Source organism: Nocardia sp. NRRL S-836, from assembly GCF_001279525.1.
GTDB lineage: Bacteria > Actinomycetota > Actinomycetes > Mycobacteriales > Pseudonocardiaceae > Lentzea.
Map to the genome: position 1 here is coordinate 303,747 of NZ_LGDY01000091.1, position 19,066 is coordinate 322,812.

A 19,066-nucleotide genomic window follows, 5' to 3' on the forward strand; every position below is an offset into this window, starting at 1 on the left:
TCGTGCGGCCGTAAGTCGCCTACTGTTGGGGTATGCAGCGGCGGATCTTCGGCATTGAGACAGAATTCGGGGTGACCTGCACCTTCCACGGGCAGCGTCGTCTGTCCCCGGACGAGGTCGCGCGGTACCTGTTCCGCCGGGTCGTCTCCTGGGGACGCTCTTCCAACGTCTTCCTGCGCAACGGCTCGCGGCTCTACCTGGACGTCGGCTCGCACCCGGAGTACGCCACGGCCGAGTGCGACGACCTGGCCCAGCTGGTCACGCACGACAAGGCCGGCGAGCGGATCCTCGAGGACCTGCTCGTCGACGCCGAACGCAGACTGGCCGACGAGGGCATCGGCGGCGACATCTTCCTGTTCAAGAACAACACCGACTCGGCGGGCAACTCCTACGGCTGCCACGAGAACTACCTGGTCGCACGGGCCGGTGAGTTCTCGCGCATCGCGGACGTCCTGCTGCCGTTCCTGGTGACGCGCCAGCTCATCTGCGGTGCGGGCAAGGTCCTGCAGACCCCGCGCGGCGCCGTCTACTGCCTCTCGCAGCGCGCCGAGCACATCTGGGAGGGCGTGTCGTCCGCGACCACCCGGTCCCGCCCGATCATCAACACCCGCGACGAGCCGCACGCCGACGCGGAGCGCTACCGGCGCCTGCACGTCATCGTCGGCGACTCGAACATGTCCGAGGTCACCACGCTGCTCAAGGTCGGCAGCGCGAACCTGGTGCTGGAGATGATCGAGCAGGGCGTCCAGTTCCGCGACTTCTCCCTGGACAACCCGATCCGCGCCATCCGCGAGATCTCGCACGACCTGACCGGCCGCCGCACCGTCCGGCTGGCAGGCGGCAAGGAGGCGTCCGCGCTGGACATCCAGCGCGAGTACTACGAGAAGGCCGTCGAGCACGTGGCCAAGCGCTCGCCGGACCCGATGGCGCAGCGCGTCCTCGAACTGTGGGGCCGCACGCTCGACGCCGTCGAGGCGCAGGACCTGTCGAAGATCGACCGCGAGATCGACTGGGCCATCAAGCACCGCCTCATGGAGCGGTACATGGTCAAGCACGACATGGACCTCTCCAACCCCCGCATCGCCCAGCTCGACCTCGCCTACCACGACATCCGGCGCGGCCGCGGCGTGTTCGACCTGCTCCAGCGCAAGGGCCAGGTCGAACGGGTCACCGACGACGGCGAGATCGAGGCCGCGAAGGACACCCCGCCGCAGACCACGCGGGCCAAGCTGCGCGGTGACTTCATCGCCGCCGCCCAGGCCGCCGGCCGCGACTTCACCGTCGACTGGGTGCACCTGAAGCTGAACGACCAGGCCCAGCGCACGGTGCTGTGCAAGGACCCGTTCCGCGCGGTGGACGAGCGCGTCGAGAGGCTTATCTCCTCGCTGTAGGGCTGGCAGAGTGCCGTCGCATGAGGATCATCGCGGCGGCACTCGCCGCTCTTGTGCTCCTCCCAGGGGTCGCCTCCGCGGACGACGACCAGTACTGGGAGCTCAAACCGACCGGAACGGACGCACGGCTGCGTGGCCTGTCCGCGGTCAACGGCCAGGTCGCGTGGGTCAGCGGCTCGAAGGGCACCGTCCTGCGCACGACGAACGGCGGCCGGTCGTGGGAGGTCGTGGCGCCGCCGGACACCGCCACGCTCGACTTCCGCGACATCCAGGCGTTCGACGCGCGCAACGCCGTCGTCCTGTCGATCGGTGAGGGCGAGTCGTCGCGGCTCTACCGCACCTCCGACGGCGGCAGGACCTGGCAGGAGTCGTTCCGCAACACCGACCCGAAGGCGTTCTACGACTGCATGGCGTTCTTCGACCGGTTCCGCGGGCTGGCGCTGAGCGACCCCGTCGACGGCAAGTTCCGCGTGCTCCGGACGTGGGACGGCGGCCGGTCGTGGCACGTCAACGACCCGAAGGGCATGCCCGACGCGTTGCCGGGCGAGTTCGCGTTCGCGGCGTCCGGGCAGTGCGTGGCGACCCCGGAGATCGATCTGGCCGGCAACCACGCGTGGATCGCGACCGGCGGCGGCGCGAAGGCACGGGTGTTCCAGTCGGCGGATGGCGGGCGGACGTGGCGGGCCTCCGAGGTGCCGATGCCCTCGGGCGAGGCGGCCGGGGTGTTCGCGGTGGCGTTCAAGACGCCGTGGCGCGGTGTGGCGATCGGCGGCGACTACCTGAAGCCGACGGACCCGACACCGGCGTTCGCCACGAACGACGGGCGTGGCTGGAAGGCCGGGACGCAGGCGCCCATCGGGTACCGGTCCGGCATCGCCTACCGGGGCAGCGGGCTCGTCGCGGTGGGACCGTCGGGAACGGACACCAGCCGGGACGGCAGGACGTGGCGGGTCGCCGGCACGGGCAGCTTCGACACGGTCGACTGCACCGGCCTGACCTGCTGGGCGGCAGGGGAAAAAGGACGGGTTGGCCGCCACTAGTTTCCGATCACGGTCCACCGGGGTAGCCAGGGCGGGTGTTCGACGGATTCTCGTTGCGCCGCATCGATGTCGGTGAGGCAGTGCTGCGGGTGAGGACCGGTGGTGCAGGGCCACCGGTCCTCCTGCTGCACGGCCACCCCCGCACGCACACGACCTGGCACCGCGTCGCCCCGCTGCTCGCCACCGACCACACCGTGGTGTGCCCGGACCTGCGCGGCTACGGCGAGTCCAGCAAGCCCGGCGACTACTCGAAGCGGGCCATGGCGCGGGACTTCGTGCGGCTCATGCGCGAGCTCGGCCACGAGCGGTTCGCCGTCGTCGGCCACGACCGGGGCGCCGCGGCCGCCATCAGGCTCGCCCTCGACCACCCGGACCGCGTCACGCGGCTGGCCGTGCTGGACGGGCTGCCGATCGGCGCCCACCTCGCGCGGTGCGACGCCCGGTTCGCGCAGGCCTGGTACCACTGGTTCTTCCTCGCCCAGCAGGACCTCGCGGCCGCCATGATCAGCCAGGACCCCGGACGCTGGTACGGCGGCCGGTACCGCGACACGCCCGCGGAGATGGGCGTGCAGAACTGGGCGGACTACCAGCGGGCGATCAACGACCCGGAGACCGTCCACGCGATGTGCGGCGACTACCGGGCCGGCCTGGAGGTCGACCGCGCGCACGACGACGAGGACCGGGCCAACGGGCGCAGGATCACGTGCCCCGTGCTGGCCCTGTGGTCGACGAAGGACGACCTGGGCGAGCTCTACGACGACCTGCCCGGCATCTGGCGGGAATGGGCCGAGGACGTCCGTGTGCGGCCCATCGACTCCGGGCACCACGTGGCCGAGGAAGCGCCCGAGGAGCTCGTCAAGGAGCTGCGCACGCTGCTCTGAGTGGCGGTACAACGCGCGCATTGAGCTGAACGGACCGTTGACGACAGGTGGTGATGAGGTTTCAGTGCGCGCGAGGTTAGGGTTACCGCCGTGGCCATCGCACGCGCCGAACGCCTCGTCAACCTGGTGTTGTGCCTGCTGTCGACCCGCCAGTACCTGACAGCGGAGCGCATCCGCGCCATCGTCCCCGGCTATCACGAAGCGCCGACGGACGAGGCGTTCTTCCGCATGTTCGAACGCGACAAGTCCGAGCTGCGGGACCTGGGCGTGCCGCTGGAGGTCGGCAGGCAGTCCAACGTCGAGGGCGCGGAGGACGGGTACCGCATCGCCCGCCGCGACTACGAGCTCGGCGACATCGACCTCGAACCGGACGAGGCCGCCGCGGTCGCGCTGGCGGCCCGGCTGTGGGACTCACCGCAGCTCACGGGCGCCGTGCACGGCGCGCTGATCAAGCTGCGGGCCGCGGGCGTGGACGTCGACCAGGACGCGCCCGCCGCCGTGGAACCCAAGGTCAGGGCCAACGAACCGGCGTTCCCGCCGCTGCTGCAGGCGGTCCAGGCGGGGCAGGCGGTCGCGTTCGACTACCGCAAGCCGCCGCCGGGCGGGCTGAAGGAACGCACGGTCGAGCCGTGGGGCGTGGTCGCCTGGCGCGGCCGGTGGTACCTCGTCGGCTGGGACCGCGAGCGCCGCGACACCCGCTGCTTCCGGCTGTCGCGGGTGGTCGGGCAGGTCAGGCCGGTCGGCAAGCCGAACGCGTTCACGGTGCCCGAGGGCACCGACCTGATGAGCCTGATCGCGCGCACCCAGCCCGACCCGCACCAGACGGCGCCCGCCAGGATCTGGGTCGCCAAGAACCGGGCGCAGGGCGTGCGCAGGCACGCGAAGGTCGTGGAGGAGCGCGACGGCGGCGACGTCGTCGAGATCGACCTGAAGTTCCCCGACTCGGCGGCCAAGTGGCTGGCCGGGTTCGGTCCCGACGTCGTCGTGCTGGAGCCCGAGGTGCTCGCCAAGAGCGTGCGGGACCGTCTGCAGGGTGCACTGGAAGGAGCGCGGTGACCGCGTCCAACGAACGGCTGCCGCGGCTGCTCGCACTCGTGCCGTACCTGCTCAACCGGCCGGCCATCACGGTCAAGGAGGCCGCCGCCGACTTCGGCATCACGCCGAAGCAGCTGCGCAAGGACCTCGAACTGCTGTGGATGTGCGGGCTGCCCGGCTACGGGCCCGGCGACCTGATCGACCTGAGCTTCGAGGGCGAGACGATCACCGTCAGCTTCGACGCGGGCATGAACCGGCCGCTGCGGCTCACCGCGGCGGAGGCGTCGTCGCTGCTCGTGGCGTTGCGCGCGCTCGCGGACACACCCGGTGTGGTCGACACCGACGCGGTGCAGCGGGCGCTGGCCAAGATCGAGTCGGCGGTCGGCAAGGCGCAGCCGGCGGGCATGGTCGTCGGCCTCGGCGCGTTCGAGCGCGAGGAGACCGCGGAGATCCGTGCGGCCGTGCAGGACGCCGTGAAGCGCGAACGGGCCGTGCGCATCCGCTACTACTCGCAGTCGCACGACGCGATGAGCGATCGGGTCGTCGACCCGATGCGGCTGCTGCTCCTGGAGGGCCGCGGCTACCTCGAAGCGTGGTGCCGTTCGGCGCTCGGGGTGCGGTTGTTCCGGCTCGACCGGATCGACCACGTCGAGGTGCTCGACGAGGCGAGCGTGCCGCCGCCGCACGCCAAGCTCACCGACACGTCGGAGGGGTTGTTCCAGCCACGGGACGATCAGAAGATCGCGGTCCTTCTTCTCGAACCGGACGCGCACTGGGTCGCGGAGTACTACCCGGTCGACCACGTGGCCGAGCTGTCCGACGGCCGCACCCGTGTCCTCATGCGCTACGACGACTCGTCGTGGATGGTCCGGTTGCTCCTCGGACTGGGCGGTGACGTGCACGTGGAGCAGCCGGCGGAGCTCGCGGCGGAGGTGGTCCGGCGGGCAGAGGAGGCATTGCGCCGGGCAGATCACCTGCTGTCCACCTAAGCCGTATAACGTGGGATCGTGCCGTACACACCGACCCTGGCGCTGATGGCGCTCGGTCTCCTCGTGCTGGTCCTGATCGGGGTTCGAGTCATCCGATCCTTGCGCCGATTCGCCAGCACCCGCACTCTGGTGGGGGACAGGGTCGGCGACGGAGTGGGCATGCTGAAGGCGCGATCTGCAGCGCTGAAGGTGGCCCTCGCCGAGCGGCGGCGCACGGAACAGGTCCCTGCCAGGGGCAACCCCGCGTACGATCGTCGTGCCGGGGGAGACAGGAGGATCACCAATGGGTAACATCGGCGCACCCGAGCTGATCATCATCGCTGTGGTGATCATTCTGTTGTTCGGTGCGAAGAAGCTGCCCGACATGGCTCGTTCGATCGGCCGGTCGGCGAAGATCTTCAAGGCGGAGACCAAGGGCCTGCGCGACGGCGACGGTGACGAGACGCCGGTCCAGCAGCAGCCGGTGGCCCAGCAGCCCGTGCAGCAGCTGCCGCCCGCTCAGCCGCAGGTCCAGCAGCCCGCGCAGCCGCAGGTCGCGCCCCCGATCGAGCAGACCTCGCAGAACAAGGCCAACAACACCCACTGACCTTCCTCGGTCTCCGACTTGTAAGGACGGTCACGGCGGTGGCAAGTCCGTTCCGGTGGTTCGCTGAGCGCCGGGAACGCGCCAAGCGCCGTCGGGGCAACCCCGACGGCACCATGTCGCTCAAGGATCACCTGTACGAGCTGCGGCACCGGCTCGGCATGGCGATGTTGATCATCGCGATCGGTGCCGTCTTCGGCTGGATCTGGTTCGCGGTGCGGCTGGGGCCGATCCCGTCGCTCGGCGAGATCATGACCGGCCCCTACTGCCAGCCCGAGCTCGCGCCCTACCGGGTCCAGTTCCCCGGTGAAGAGGGCTGCAAGCTGCTGCAGACCGAGCCGTTCGAGGTCTTCATGATCCGGCTCAAGGTCGGTACCGCGGCGGGTGCGGTGCTGCTCAGCCCGTTCTGGCTGTACCAGTTCTGGGCCTTCATCACTCCCGGCCTGTACGCGAAGGAACGCAACTTCGCGCGCACCTTCGTCTCGTTCGCCGCTGTGCTGTTCGCGGCGGGCGCGGTGCTGGCCTACTGGGTGGTGCCGCAGGGCCTGCAGGTGCTGATCAGCTTCGGTGGCGACAACTTCATCACGGCGCTGACCGGTGAGAAGTACATCTCGTTCATCATCACGATGCTGTTCATCTTCGGCGTCAGCTTCGAGCTGCCGCTGGTCGTCGTGATGCTGAACCGGGCGGGCGTGATCACCTACGAGGCGCTGGCGAAGTGGCGGCGCGGCCTGCTGATGGGCCTGTTCGTGTTCGCCGCGGTCGCGACACCGGGTACCGACCCGATCTCGATGGTCGCGCTCGCGATCGCGCTGTCGATCCTGTTCGAGCTGGCCATCCAGATCACGAGGGTGCACGACCGGCGCCAGGCCAAGGTGCGCGCGGCCGAGGGCTGGGACGCGCTCGACGACGACGAGGCCGCCCCGTTCGACTACACGCCGTCCGGCGTCGACGGCGGCACGGCCGACGAGAAGAAGGCGGTCGCTTCCGAACCCGAGAAGCGCGTGAACTACGACGACGCCACGTGACGCGGGCGGCTCTGCTCGTCTGCCCCGCGTCGGGCAAGGGGCGGGCGGCCCGCATGGCCGGGTCGACCGCCGCGGCGTTGCGGCCACACGTGTCCGAGCTGCGGCAGCTCGTCGCCCACGACGCCGCGGGCACACTCGCGATGGCGCGCGAGGCGGTCGCCGACGGCGTCGAGCTGCTCGTCGTCCTCGGCGGTGACGGTGCCGCGCACCTGGCCGTCCAGGCGTGCGCGGGCACCTCGACGGCACTGGGCGTCGTGCCCGCCGGAACCGGCAACGACCTGGCCAACGCCATCGGGTCGGCCACCGTGGACGACGTCGTCCACGGCACGAAGAAGACCCTCGACCTCGGACAGCTCTCCACCGGCCAATGGTTCGCCACGGTCCTGTGCGCCGGGTTCGACTCCGCGGTGAACGAACGGGCGAACGCGATGCGCTGGCCGGCCGGTCCGCGCCGCTACGACCTGGCGATCCTGGCCGAGCTCGCGTCGCTGCGGTCGGCGCCGCTGCTGGTCACGACCGAGTCCGAGACGTTCTCGCTGGACGCGACCCTGGTGGCGGTCGGCAACACGCCCCACTACGGCGGCGGCATCCCGGTGTGCCCGGACGCCGACGCCGGTGACGGCCTGTTCGACGTGACGGTCGTGGAACGCGCGAGCCGCTCGATGCTGGCGCGGATGCTGCCGACGTTGCGCACGGGCACGCACACCGACCATCCGGCCGTGCGCACGTTCCGCGCGCGTGAAGTGTCGTTGTCCGGGGGCAACGGCTGGGTCGCGTACGCCGACGGCGAGCGCCAGGAGGCGTTACCCGTGTCCGTTCGGACGGTTCCTGGCGCCCTCACGGTCGTGGGTCGCTAGATTAGAGGGCTGTTCGATCCGGTTTGATCTTTCGGTGGGGAGTCATGGAGACGCTCGAGTTTCAGTCCGAGGCGCGTCAGCTGCTGCAGCTGATGATCCACTCGATCTACTCGAACAAGGACACGTTCCTGCGCGAGCTGGTGTCGAACGCCTCGGACGCGCTGGACAAGCTGCGCCTGGAGTCGTTCCGCGACAAGGACATGGTCGTCGACACCGACGACCTGCACATCGTCATCGAGTCCGATCCGGCGCAGCGCACGCTGACCGTGCGCGACAACGGCATCGGCATGACCCGCGAGGACGTCGTCCGCCTGATCGGCACGATCGCGAAGTCCGGCACCGCCGAGTTCCTGCGCAAGGCCAAGGAACAGCAGGCCGGCGCCGGCTCGGACCTGATCGGCCAGTTCGGCATCGGCTTCTACTCGTCGTTCATGGTCGCCGACAAGGTGACGCTGCTGACGAAGTACCCGCACGCCGAGAAGGGCGTGCGCTGGGAGTCGACCGGCGAGAGCACCTACACGATCGAGGACGTCGACGACGCGCCGCAGGGCACGTCGGTGACGCTGCACCTCAAGCCGTCCGACGACGAGGACCAGCTGCCGGACTACACCGAGCCGGCCAAGATCCGCGAGATCGTCAAGCGCTACTCCGACTTCATCACCTGGCCGGTGCGCCTGGGCGGCGAGGAGATCAACTCCCGCAAGGCGCTGTGGGCGCGCCCGGCCTCCGAGGTGACCGAGGAGGAGTACGCCGAGTTCTACCGGCACATCAGCCACGACTGGAACGCGCCGCTCGAGACCATCCGCATGCAGGCGGAGGGCACGTTCGAGTACCAGGCGCTGCTGTTCCTGCCCGCGCAGGCGCCGCTGGACCTGTTCATGCGCGACGGCAAGCGCGGCGTGCAGCTCTACGTGAAGCGCGTCTTCATCATGGACGACTGCGCCGAGCTCATGCCCGAGTACCTGCGGTTCGTCAAGGGTGTCGTCGACGCGGCGGACCTCTCGCTCAACGTCTCCCGCGAGATCCTGCAGCAGGACCGGCAGATCCAGCTGATGCGCCGCCGGCTCGTGAAGAAGGTGCTGTCCTCGATCAAGGCGCTGATGGGGTCGCGCCCCGACGACTACGCGAAGCTGTGGCGCGAGGTCGGCGCGGCGCTCAAGGAGGGCCTGCTCTCCGACGCCGACAACCGCGACGCGATCCTGGAGATCTGCTCGTTCGCGTCCACGCACTCGGCCGAGGCGCCGACGACGCTGGCCGACTACGTGTCGCGGATGAAGGACGGCCAGGAGCACATCTACTACATGACCGGCGACTCGCGGACCTCCGTCGAGCACTCGCCGCACATGGAAGCGTTGCGCGCCAAAGGTTACGAGGTGCTGATCCTCACCGACCCGATCGACGAGATGTGGGTCGACGCGGTGCCGGCGTTCGACGGCAGGCAGTTCCAGTCCGTCGCCAAGGGACAGGTGGACCTGGAGACGGAGGAGGAGAAGTCGGCGGCCAAGGCCAAGGCCGAGGAGTTCGGCGACCTGCTCACGTGGCTGCAGGGCCTGCTGGAGGAGAACGTCAAGGAGGTCCGGCTGTCCTCGCGCCTGACGACCTCGCCGGCGTGCGTGGTCGGTGACGCGCACGACATCACGCCCACGCTGGAGAAGATGTACAAGGCGATGGGGCAGGAGCTGCCGAAGATCAAGCGGATCCTGGAGCTCAACCCGTCCCACCCGCTGGTCGAGGGCCTGCACAAGGCGTTCGCCGCCGGTGAACGCGACGCGCTGGCCGACACCGCCGAGCTCGTCTACGGCCTCGCGCTGCTTGCCGAGGGCGGCGAGCTGGCCGACCCGTCGAAGTTCGTGAAGCTGGTGGCCGACCGCGTGCAGCGCACGTTCTGAGCGCACGCGGGGAGCCTTCGCGCTCTCCTGGCGCACGTGGGGACCTCGCGTGCGCCAGGAGGCAGTGCGTTCTATTGCTTCAGTGTTGACTGAAGTTAATCTATCTCGGCGGCAATTGTCGGTGGTGTGTGACAGCCTGAAGGGGTGTCACGTGCTTCGCGGTCCCCGGCCGAGGCCTACGCCCAGTCACGGCGTAACGCTCAGCGGCCCAAGCTGACCGACTTCGGCTCCGTCATCTCCTTCGAGCTGGACCCGTTCCAGCGCCAGGCCTGCGAGGCCCTCGAGGACGGTCACGGAGTGCTCGTCTGCGCCCCGACCGGTGCCGGCAAGACCGTCGTGGGCGAGTTCGCGGTGCACCTCGCGCTGACCGAGGGCCGCAAGTGCTTCTACACCACGCCGATCAAGGCGTTGTCGAACCAGAAGTTCGCCGACCTGACCGCGCGCTACGGCGCGCAGAGCATCGGCCTGCTGACGGGCGACACGAGCATCAACGGCGGTGCGCCGGTCGTGGTGATGACCACGGAGGTGCTGCGGAACATGCTGTACTCGGGTTCGTCCACTCTGGACGGACTCGCGTACGTGGTCATGGACGAGGTGCACTACCTCGCCGACCGGTTCCGCGGCCCGGTGTGGGAGGAGGTCATCCTGCACCTGCCCGAGCACGTGCAGGTGGTCGGCCTGTCCGCGACGGTCAGCAACGCCGAGGAGTTCGGCGAGTGGCTGGTCGAGGTGCGCGGCGACACCACCGTGGTCGTCGACGAGCACCGGCCGGTGCCGCTGTGGCAGCACATGCTGGTGGGCAACCAGATGCTGGACCTGTTCGAGGGCGACGAGACGCACGCGCGGATCAACTCGCAGGTGCTGCGCAAGACCGAGGAGCTGGTGCGCTACCACGTGCCGTTCAGCCGCGGCCGCACCCGCGGTGGCGGCCCCGGCCGGCCGGCGCGCAACAGCGGCTTCAAGCCGACCTCGCGCATCGACATGATCCAGCGGCTGGACAACGCGAGCCTGCTGCCGGCGATCGTGTTCGTGTTCAGCCGGGCCGGGTGCGACGCGGCGGTCGCGCAGACCGCGCGGGCCGGGCTGCGGCTCAACACACCGGAGGAGACCGACCAGGTCCGCCGGATCATCGACGAGAAGACCCGCGACCTGCCCGAGGCCGACCTGATGGTGCTCGGCTTCTGGGAGTGGCGGGAGGCGCTGGAACGCGGCATCGCCTCGCACCACGCCGGGTTGCTGCCGGCGTTCAAGGAGACGGTCGAGGAGCTGTTCGTCCGCGGGCTCGTCAAGGTCGTGTTCGCGACCGAGACGCTGGCGCTGGGCATCAACATGCCCGCGCGCACGGTCGTGCTGGAGAAGCTGGTCAAGTACAACGGCGAGGCGCACGTCGACCTCACGCCGGGCGAGTACACGCAGCTGACCGGCCGCGCGGGCCGCCGCGGCATCGACGTCGAGGGCCACGCGGTCGTCGTCTGGCAGCCGGGCATCGACCCCAAGGCGGTCGGCGGCCTGGCCTCCACCCGCACCTACCCGCTGCGCTCGTCGTTCCGGCCCGGCTACAACATGGCCGTCAACCTCGTCGCGCAGCTGGGCGCCTCGGCCGCGCGCGAGATCCTGGAGCAGTCGTTCGCGCAGTTCCAGGCCGACCGCTCGGTGGTCGGCCTGGCCCGCCGGATCGACCGCAACAAGGAGGCGCTCGCCGGCTACTCCGAGTCGATGACCTGCCACCTGGGCGACTTCGCGGAGTACGCGGGGCTGCGCAGGCGGGTCGCCGACCGGGAGAAGCAGCTCGCGAAGCAGAACACCAACGCGCGCCGGATCGACACGGCCAAGTCGCTGGAGACGCTGCGCAAGGGCGACGTGATCGCGGTGCCGTCCGGGCGCAGGTCCGGTCTCGCCGTCGTCATCGACCCCGGCCTCGAACCGCTCGGCGAGGCACGCCCGCTGGTCGTCACCGAGGACCGCTGGTCGGGCCGGCTGACGTCGGCCGACTTCCCCGCGCCGGTCGAGGTGCTGGGCCACATCCGGCTGCCCAGGCAGGTGGACGTGCGCTCGCCCAAGTCGCGCCGCGACCTGGCGGCGACGATCCGCAACACCGGCATCACCGTGCCCTCGCGGGGCCGCCGCAAGACCACCGCGGACGACGACCCCGAGCTCGCGACGCTGCGCCGGGCCCTGCGCGCGCACCCGTGCCACGGCTGCGACCAGCGCGAGGACCACGCCCGGTGGGGCGAGCGCTACCACCGGCTGCTGGCCGAGACCGAGCAGCTGGAGCGCAAGGTCGCGGCGACCACGCACTCGCTGGCCCGCCAGTTCGACCGCATCCGGGCGTTGCTGCGCGAACGCGGCTACCTCAGCGAGGCTGACGAGGTGACCTCCGACGGCAAGCGGCTGACCAGGCTCTACAGCGAGTCCGACCTGCTCGCCGCCGAGTGCCTGCGCCACGGCGTGTGGAAGGGCCTCAAGCCGGAGGAGCTGGCGGCGGTGGTGTCGTCGCTGGTCTACGAGGCGCGCAGGGACGGCCCGGTCGAGGCGCGGCTGCCGCAGGGCGCGGTGTCGGACGCGATGCTCGCGACCGTGCGGCTGTGGGCGGAGCTGGAGGACGACGAGCGCCGCCTGAAGCTGGAGCGGATCACCCGCCAGCCCGATCCCGGGTTCGCCTGGGCGGTGTACCGGTGGGCGCGCGGGGAGTCGCTGGAGAAGGTGCTGAGCGCCGCCGAGGCGGGTGGCAACGAGCTCGGCGCCGGTGACTTCGTGCGCTGGTGCCGCCAGGTCATCGACCTGCTCGACCAGATCCGTGACGTGTCCGGTCGCGGCGACGGCGTCGGTGGCGCCGCCTCGAAGGCGGTCGACGCCCTGCGGCGCGGTGTCGTGGCGATGATGTGACATGCGCCTGACAAAGGTTTTGCGAGTCGGAGTAAAGACTGACCACAACGGTGTGGTTGGATCGCGCCGCAACGTCGTACACACGGAGGTCGACAGATGAGCAGCCCGTACGGACCGTCCGGAGGGAACGATCCGCAGCAGCCCTGGGGCCAGCCGCAGCAGCCGCAGCAGCCCTACGGTGGCGGTTTCCCTCCCGGCACACCGTCCGGCGGCTTCCCGGCTCAGAACCCCTACGGCCAGCCGCAGCAGCCCCAGCCGGGCCAGCAGCAGCCGTACCCCGGGTTCGACCCGTCGCAGCAGCAGACGCAGCAGTACGGCGTGCCGCAGGGTGCTCCGCAGTCGAACCCCTACGGCAACCCGGCGCAGGACCCGTACGGCCAGCAGACGCAGCAGTACGGCCAGCAGCCCAACCCGTACGGCCAGCAGCCGGGCTACGGCCCGCCGGTGCCCCCGAAGAAGAAGTCCAGCGCGGCCATCTGGGTCGCCGCTGTCGTCGTGGTGCTGATCGTCGGTGGCGTGCTGTTCACCGGGTTCGTGTCGCCGGCGTTCTTCAAGAAGAAGATCTTCGACAACACCGCCGTGCAGAACGGCGTCGTCCAGATCCTCAAGGACGAGTACAAGATCTCCGACGTCGGCAGCGCGACCTGCACCGGTGAGAACGAGGTCAAGCCCAACACCTCGTTCGAGTGCAAGGTGCAGGTCGGCGGCAAGGACAAGAAGGTCAAGATCGTCGTCAAGACCGAGGACGGCGAGTACGAGGTCGGCCAGCCCACCGGCTGACCCGCGCGAGTCCGCAGGAGGACCTTCCCCCGGGATGTTGCCGGGGGAAGGTCTTCTTTCTTGTGCCGTCGGGTGGTGTGGCGTGCCGAAACTCAGGTGCGGTCGGTGCCGGGCTGGGTCACGATCGCGGGCGTGACCGAGATCCGTGTGCTCACCGACGAAGCGCAGTACCGTGCCCACACCACCGTGTTCCGCCGCGCCATGCACTGGGGCCCGCCCTCCGACGAGCAGTGGCCGGTGGTCCTGCCGTCCTACGAGGCCGGCCGGGTGCTCGCGGCGTTCGACGGCGAGGACATGGTCGGCACGACCCAGTCGTACGGCTCCTCTCTCGTGGTGCCCGGTGGCGCCGTCGTGCCGCACGCCGCTATCTCACGCGTGGGCGTGCGCGCCGATCACACGCGCCGTGGCGTGCTGACCGCCCTGATGCGCGAACAGCTCTCCACACTGGCCGACCCGGTCGCGAGCCTGCGTGCTTCCGAGGGACGTATCTACGGCCGGTTCGGCTACGGACTCGCGAGCCGCGTCCGCGAGGTGGAGATCGACGCCCACCGCGCGGTCGTCCCCGGCGCCCCGACCGGCCGGGTGCGGATGCTCGACCAGGACACCGCCGACGAGCTGCTGCCGGTGCTGCACGACGCCATCGGCCTCACCCGGCCCGGTCAGATCACCCGCTGGCCCGGCTGGTGGGCCCGCGCCCGTGACCGCAAGACCAGCGCGGAGAACTCGGTCACCGTCGTCCACAGCGGACCCGGCGGCGACGACGGCTTCCTCACCTACGTGGTGAAGGAGGAGAAGGAGTTCAAGCACCGCCTGTCCATCGAGGACCTCGTGGTGGCCACCACCGACGCGTGGCGCGACCTGTGGGCGTACGTGACACGGCTGGACCTCGTCGACCACGTCGAGGGCGAGGTCGCGCTGGACGACCCGGTCACGTGGCTGTTCGAGGACCCGCGGGTCGTCCGCACCAAGGACGTGTTCGACGAGGTCTGGCTGCGGCTGGTCGACGTGCCGCGCATGCTGTCCGCGCGCACGTACGGGCAGGCCGACCCGGTCGTCATCGAGGTTCAGGACCGGCTGCTGCCCGCCAACGACGGCTGCTACCGGGTGTCGCCCGACGGTGCGGAGCGCACCGACGCGGCACCGGACGTGACGATCCCGGTCGACCTGCTCGGCGCGTGCTACTTCGGTGACACGACGTTCTCCCAGCTCGCCGCCACGAAGCGGATCACCGGCACGAACCTGGCGGCGGCCGACGCGCTGTTCGCCGTCCCGCAGGCACCACACTGCGGCACCTTCTTCTGACTCGCGGCGTTCACCCTCAGGAGTCCCAGGGCCACATTTGAGCGCACGCGGGGAGCTTTCGTACGACAGGAGCGGACGAAAGGACCCCGCGTGCGTCGAAGTGAGGCAGGAGGGTTACGGGCGGCGTTCCATCGCGTTCACCAGGCGTGGCACCGAGCTGCCCAGGCCCCAGCGTTGCGTGAGCTCGCGCAGCCGCTCGGGGTCGGCCGGCACGCGCGGCACCTCGTCGGAGCGGTCCAGCACGACCGGCGCGTCCAGGGCCGTGCGCACGACCGTCGGTGCGGCCGCCAGGTACTCCTCGGCGGCGATCAGGGCGTTGCGGGCCTTGGTGGTGAGCTTGCGGTCCATCGGGTCGGAGACGGCCTTCAGCACCGCGTCCAGCGAGCCGAACTCGGTGATGAGCTTGGCCGCGGTCTTCTCGCCGATGCCCGCCACGCCCGGCAGGCCGTCGGAGGGGTCGCCGCGCAGCACGGCCATGTCGGCGTAGGCGGAGCCGGCGTTCTCGACCGGCAGCGCGTACTTCGCGGCCAGCTCGGCCGGGCCGAGGATCTCGACCTTGTTCCAGCCGCGGCCCACGTACAGGACGTGCACGGGCGTCGGTTCGGAGCGCACGACCTGGAACATGTCGCGGTCGCCGGTGACCACCTCGACGGGTGACTTCTCCTCGTGGTGGGCCAGTGCGCCGATCACGTCGTCGGCCTCGTAGCCCGCCGCCTCGCCGGTGCAGATGCCGGCGGCGTCCAGCACGTCGAGGATGATCGGGATCTGCGGCGTGAGGATGTCCGGCACCTCCTCGGAACCGTCGTCCGCACCGGAAGCGACGCGGTGCGCCTTGTAGGAGGGCAGCGCCTTCACCCGGAACTCGGGGCGCCAGTCGGCGTCGAGGCACGCCACGAGGCGGGCGGCGTTGCGGTCGGTGATGACACGGGCGATCGTGTCGACGAAGCCGCGCACGGCGTTCACGGGCGTGCCGTCGGGCGCCGTCATCGAGTCCGGCAGCGCGTAGAACGACCGGAAGTAGAGGCTCGCGGAGTCGAGCAGCACCAGGGGAGAGCTCACAGTCCGACAAGCTACTAGGCTTCTCGCCATGGCAACGATCACCGGGCCCATCGACGTGTCCGCGCTGCGTGCGCGGCTCGACCGCGCTTCCGCCGCCGCGCAGCAGGCGGGCGTCGACGCCCTCCTCATCTCGCCCGGCTCGGACCTGCGGTACCTGATCGGGGCCGGTGGCGACTCGTTCGAGCGGCTCACCTGCCTCGCGCTGCCGGTCGGCGGCACGCCCACGCTCGTGGTGCCGAAGCTGGAGCAGCCCGGCTACGCGGGCATCCCGACCGACGAGCTCGGCGTCGAGGTCGTCACCTGGGTCGACGGCGAGGACCCGTACGCGCTGGTCAAGGCCGCCATCAAGGGTGACCGGACCGCGGTGGCGGACATGATGCCCGCGCTGCACACCATCAACCTCGGCAAGGCCATCGGCGGACCGCAGAGCCTCGCCGGACCGATCATCCGCGAGCTGCGCATGCGCAAGGACGCGAGCGAGATCGCCGCGCTGCGCAAGGCCGGGCAGGCGATCGACCGGGTCCACGCGCGCATGGGCGAGTTCCTGCGGGTCGGCCGCACGGAACGTGAGGTCGCCAAGGACATCGCCGCCGCCATCGTGGAGGAGGGCCACACGGTCGCGGACTTCGTGATCGTCGGCTCCGGCCCGAACGGCGCGTCGCCGCACCACCGCGACTCCGACCGCGTGATCGAGGCGGGCGAGGTCGTGGTCATCGACATCGGCGGCCCGGTCGCCGAGGGCTACAACTCCGACTCGACCCGCACGTACGTGATGGGCGAGCCGAAGCACGACGACGTGTGGGACACCTACGCCGTCCTGCAGGCCGCGCAGCAGGCCGCCGTCGAGGCGGTCCGGCCGGGCGTGACCTGCGAGCAGGTCGACGAGGTGGCCCGCAAGGTCATCACCGACGCGGGCTTCGGCGAGTACTTCGTGCACCGCACCGGCCACGGCATCGGCCTGGACGTGCACGAGGAGCCCTACATCGTCAGCGGCAACGCGCTGCCGCTCGAGGCCGGCATGGCCTTCAGCGTCGAGCCCGGCATCTACCTGCCCGGCCGCTGGGGCGCGCGCATCGAGGACATCGTCGTCGCGACGGAGGACGGCGTGGAGTCCTTCAACAACCGACCTCACGAGCTGGTGGTGCTTTGACCCTCGAGCAGATCGACAGAGCGATACTGAAGGAGCTCGCGGCCGACGGCCGCTGCAGCTTCACCGACCTCGCCGAACGCGTCGGACTGAGCGTGTCGGCGGTGCACCAGCGGGTGAAGCGGCTGGAGCAGCGCGGCATCGTGAAGGGGTACGCGGCACGGCTGGACGGCGCGGAGGTCGGCCTGCCGATGTCGGCGTTCATCTCGCTCTTCCCGATCAACCCCGCCGAGCCGGACGACTACCCGAAGCGGCTGGAGCACCTGCCGGAGATCGAGGCCTGCTACTCGGTCGCGGGGGACGCCTCGTACGTCCTGCGCGTCCGGGTGGCCTCGCCGGTCGCGCTGGAGGAGCTGCTGCAGAAGATCCGCGAGTCGGCGAACGTGTCAACGCGGACGACGGTCGTGCTGTCCACGCCCTACGAGGACCGCCCTCCGGCCGTGTAGGCGTCAGGTCAGGCCGGACTGCACGGCGAAGACGACGAGCTGGGCCCGGTCACGGGCCCCCAGCTTCACCATCGCCCGCGACACGTGCGTGCGCACGGTCGCGGGCGAGATCACCAGCGTCGCGGCGATCTCGTCGTTGGACGCGCCGGACGCGACGTGCCGCATGATCTCCCGCTCGCGTTCGGTGAGCTTGTCCAGGTGCGGCACCGGCCGGGCGGCCGCGCCCGAGGCGAACCGGTCGATCACGCGCCGGGTGACGCCGGGCGAGAGCAACGACCCGCCGTCGGCGACCACGTGCACGGCCCGCAGCAGGTCGGCGGGGTCGGAGTCCTTCACCAGGAACCCGGACGCGCCGGTGCGCAGCGCCTCGAACACGTACTCGTCCAGGTCGAACGTGGTCAGCATGACGATCCTGACCTCGCTCAGCGCCGGGTCGGCCGACACCCGGCGGAGCACCTCCAGGCCGTCCATCACCGGCATGCGGATGTCGAGGAACACCACGTCCGGCTTGACCGACTGGATCAGCCCGAGCGCCTCGCGCCCGTCGGCGGCCTCCCCGGCGAACCGGACGCCGTCCTCGGTCTCGATCAACGTCCGCAGCCCCATGCGGACCAGGGCCTGGTCGTCCGCCACCACCACGCGAATCATGACGGCAACGGTATCCGGGCGACCACCACGAAGCCCTGGGCCGTGCGGACCTCCAGGGTGCCGCCCAGTGCCTCGGCCCGCGAGCGCATGCCGGTGATGCCGTGGCCCTCGGTGAACGGCCGCGGCGTGCCGGTGTCGCTCACCTCGACGACCAGCTCGCCGCGCACCTCGTAGACCTTCACCGCGGCCGTGACACCGGGGGAGGCGTGCCGCAGCACGTTCGTCAGCGACTCCTGCACGATCCGGTACGCGGCCAGCCCGTGGTTGTCCGGCACCACGACCCCGTCGGCCTCGACCGTCACCTCCAGGCCCGCCTCACCCATCCGCGCGGCGAGCGCGGGCAGGTCGGCGAGAGAGGTGCTGGGGCGCAACGGTGCCGAGCCGCGCAGGGTGTCCAGTTCAGACCGCAGCCCGTCCAGCGCCTCCTTCGCGGTGTCCCTGATCGCCTCCAGCGACGTGCGGGCCTTCGCGGGGTCCCGGTCCAGCACGTACAGCGCGACACCGGCCTGCATCGCGATCACCGACAGGCCGTGGCCCACGACGTCGTGCACCTCCTGCGCGAGGTGCAGCCGCTCGGCGATGACGGCCCGCTCGCGAACGTCCACAGCGGACCGGCGGCGCAGCCGCATCAGCACGCCGGCCGCCGCGGGCAACAGGATCCAGCCCGCGGACCAGGTGATCCACGACGTCACCGAGTCGTTCCACCACGGCAGGATCACCAGCGCGTAGACCAGCGCGGACGCCGCCGCCAGCTCGATGCGCGCGTACACCGCCACCGCGTACATCGCCGCGACACCGCTCATCAGGATCGGCCCGAACGGGTACCCCTGCGCGAGGTAGACCGCGATGGCCGCCGTCGTGACCACTACCGTCCACAGCGGACGCACCGACCGGAACAGCAGGCCCGCCGCCGCCACGGCGACGAGCAGGTAGCCGAACGCGTCGAGGGCCTCGGCACCCTGCAGCCGCGCGGCGAACCGCGTGCCGCCCAGCCCGAAGACGAGCAGCGCCACCGTGAGCGCGATGTCCTGCCACCTGATCCTGCCCGGCTCGAACCGCATGGTGCCGACGATACGACCGGGGACGTACGCAGATGTGCGTATCT

The 19,066-nt window shown here is 70.5% G+C and carries 18 protein-coding genes; 15 read left to right on the top strand and 3 right to left on the bottom strand.

The window, feature by feature from the left end; all coding sequences use genetic code 11:
* The first annotated feature begins 32 nt into the window (after window positions 1-32).
* From pafA to ADL03_RS12395, 13 genes are all read left to right on the top strand, one after another.
* Window positions 33-1,391 carry a Pup--protein ligase gene (gene pafA, locus ADL03_RS12335; protein ID WP_053733504.1) on the top strand — a complete coding sequence of 453 codons (1,359 nt, stop codon included), beginning with the start codon at window positions 33-35 and terminating at the stop codon, window positions 1,389-1,391.
* A 20-nt stretch (window positions 1,392-1,411) separates the two neighbouring features.
* On the top strand, window positions 1,412-2,431 hold the full coding sequence (locus ADL03_RS12340; protein ID WP_053733505.1) for an oxidoreductase: 1,020 nt from the start codon (window positions 1,412-1,414) through the stop codon (window positions 2,429-2,431).
* 35 nt (window positions 2,432-2,466) lie between these two features.
* Window positions 2,467-3,312 carry an alpha/beta fold hydrolase gene (locus ADL03_RS12345; RefSeq protein WP_053733506.1) on the top strand — a complete coding sequence of 282 codons (846 nt, stop codon included), beginning with the start codon at window positions 2,467-2,469 and terminating at the stop codon, window positions 3,310-3,312.
* 90 nt (window positions 3,313-3,402) lie between these two features.
* On the top strand, window positions 3,403-4,368 hold the full coding sequence (locus tag ADL03_RS12350; RefSeq protein WP_053733507.1) for a YafY family protein: 966 nt from the start codon (window positions 3,403-3,405) through the stop codon (window positions 4,366-4,368).
* Window positions 4,365-5,336: a YafY family protein gene (locus tag ADL03_RS12355; RefSeq protein ID WP_053733508.1), complete on the top strand. Its 972-nt coding sequence runs from the start codon at window positions 4,365-4,367 to the stop codon at window positions 5,334-5,336. The genes ADL03_RS12350 and ADL03_RS12355 overlap by 4 nt, the downstream gene beginning before the upstream one ends.
* A gap of 18 nt (window positions 5,337-5,354) precedes the next feature.
* Window positions 5,355-5,627 carry a bacteriophage holin gene (locus ADL03_RS50765; protein ID WP_053733509.1) on the top strand — a complete coding sequence of 91 codons (273 nt, stop codon included), beginning with the start codon at window positions 5,355-5,357 and terminating at the stop codon, window positions 5,625-5,627.
* Window positions 5,620-5,922 (top strand): Sec-independent protein translocase subunit TatA, encoded by a 303-nt coding sequence (gene tatA, locus ADL03_RS12365; RefSeq protein WP_053733510.1) that lies wholly within the window; start codon window positions 5,620-5,622, stop codon window positions 5,920-5,922. Before ADL03_RS50765 ends, tatA begins: the two co-directional genes overlap by 8 nt.
* Window positions 5,923-6,035: 113 nt before the next feature.
* Window positions 6,036-6,947 (top strand): twin-arginine translocase subunit TatC, encoded by a 912-nt coding sequence (gene tatC, locus ADL03_RS12370; RefSeq protein WP_082373131.1) that lies wholly within the window; start codon window positions 6,036-6,038, stop codon window positions 6,945-6,947.
* A complete protein-coding gene (locus tag ADL03_RS12375; protein WP_082373067.1) occupies window positions 6,944-7,804 on the top strand; it encodes a diacylglycerol kinase family protein in 861 nt (286 codons plus the stop codon). The genes tatC and ADL03_RS12375 overlap by 4 nt, the downstream gene beginning before the upstream one ends.
* Before the next feature lie 44 nt (window positions 7,805-7,848).
* Complete coding sequence (gene htpG, locus ADL03_RS12380) at window positions 7,849-9,693, top strand: molecular chaperone HtpG (RefSeq protein ID WP_053733512.1); 1,845 nt, start codon at window positions 7,849-7,851, stop codon at window positions 9,691-9,693.
* 144 nt (window positions 9,694-9,837) lie between these two features.
* The gene (locus ADL03_RS12385; protein WP_053733513.1) at window positions 9,838-12,579 is read left to right on the top strand and encodes a DEAD/DEAH box helicase; all 2,742 of its coding nucleotides are present in this window, start codon (window positions 9,838-9,840) and stop codon (window positions 12,577-12,579) included.
* Between the two features lie 96 nt (window positions 12,580-12,675).
* Window positions 12,676-13,359, top strand: coding sequence for a DUF4333 domain-containing protein (locus ADL03_RS50475; RefSeq protein ID WP_053733514.1), 684 nt, complete (start codon window positions 12,676-12,678; stop codon window positions 13,357-13,359).
* A gap of 132 nt (window positions 13,360-13,491) precedes the next feature.
* Window positions 13,492-14,661 carry a GNAT family N-acetyltransferase gene (locus ADL03_RS12395; protein WP_082373132.1) on the top strand — a complete coding sequence of 390 codons (1,170 nt, stop codon included), beginning with the start codon at window positions 13,492-13,494 and terminating at the stop codon, window positions 14,659-14,661.
* A 114-nt stretch (window positions 14,662-14,775) separates the two neighbouring features.
* On the opposite strand, the gene ADL03_RS12400 is transcribed toward ADL03_RS12395, so the two are convergent.
* Window positions 14,776-15,705, bottom strand: a complete 930-nt coding sequence (locus tag ADL03_RS12400; RefSeq protein WP_231641855.1) for a 5'-3' exonuclease — start codon at window positions 15,703-15,705, stop codon at window positions 14,776-14,778.
* A gap of 43 nt (window positions 15,706-15,748) precedes the next feature.
* On the opposite strand from ADL03_RS12400, the gene ADL03_RS12405 reads away from it, so the two are divergent.
* Together ADL03_RS12405 and ADL03_RS12410 are read left to right on the top strand one after the other, a co-directional pair.
* A complete protein-coding gene (locus ADL03_RS12405) occupies window positions 15,749-16,870 on the top strand; it encodes a Xaa-Pro peptidase family protein (RefSeq protein WP_053733517.1) in 1,122 nt (373 codons plus the stop codon).
* Window positions 16,867-17,313, top strand: a complete 447-nt coding sequence (locus ADL03_RS12410; protein WP_053733518.1) for an Lrp/AsnC family transcriptional regulator — start codon at window positions 16,867-16,869, stop codon at window positions 17,311-17,313. The genes ADL03_RS12405 and ADL03_RS12410 overlap by 4 nt, the downstream gene beginning before the upstream one ends.
* 3 nt (window positions 17,314-17,316) lie before the next feature.
* Here the strand turns inward: ADL03_RS12410 and ADL03_RS12415 are convergent, their stop codons facing one another.
* Window positions 17,317-17,961, bottom strand: a complete 645-nt coding sequence (locus tag ADL03_RS12415; protein WP_053733519.1) for a response regulator transcription factor — start codon at window positions 17,959-17,961, stop codon at window positions 17,317-17,319.
* Entirely contained in the window at window positions 17,958-19,022 is a 1,065-nt protein-coding gene (locus ADL03_RS12420; RefSeq protein ID WP_053733520.1) for a sensor histidine kinase, read from the bottom strand. The genes ADL03_RS12415 and ADL03_RS12420 overlap by 4 nt, the downstream gene beginning before the upstream one ends.
* Between the last annotated feature and the right edge of the window lie 44 nt (window positions 19,023-19,066).

Excerpts from the sequence above, each read along its gene's own strand:
- pafA (WP_053733504.1), top strand. The coding sequence starts at position 33 with ATGCAGCGGCGGATCTTCGGCATTGAGACAGAATTCGGGGTGACCTGC.
- ADL03_RS12340 (WP_053733505.1), top strand. The coding sequence starts at position 1,412 with ATGAGGATCATCGCGGCGGCACTCGCCGCTCTTGTGCTCCTCCCAGGG.
- tatA (WP_053733510.1), top strand. The coding sequence starts at position 5,620 with ATGGGTAACATCGGCGCACCCGAGCTGATCATCATCGCTGTGGTGATC.
- tatC (WP_082373131.1), top strand. The coding sequence starts at position 6,036 with ATGTCGCTCAAGGATCACCTGTACGAGCTGCGGCACCGGCTCGGCATG.
- htpG (WP_053733512.1), top strand. The coding sequence starts at position 7,849 with ATGGAGACGCTCGAGTTTCAGTCCGAGGCGCGTCAGCTGCTGCAGCTG.
- ADL03_RS50475 (WP_053733514.1), top strand. The coding sequence starts at position 12,676 with ATGAGCAGCCCGTACGGACCGTCCGGAGGGAACGATCCGCAGCAGCCC.
- ADL03_RS12405 (WP_053733517.1), top strand. The coding sequence starts at position 15,749 with ATGGCAACGATCACCGGGCCCATCGACGTGTCCGCGCTGCGTGCGCGG.
- ADL03_RS12415 (WP_053733519.1), bottom strand. The coding sequence starts at position 17,961 with ATGATTCGCGTGGTGGTGGCGGACGACCAGGCCCTGGTCCGCATGGGG.
- ADL03_RS12420 (WP_053733520.1), bottom strand. The coding sequence starts at position 19,022 with ATGCGGTTCGAGCCGGGCAGGATCAGGTGGCAGGACATCGCGCTCACG.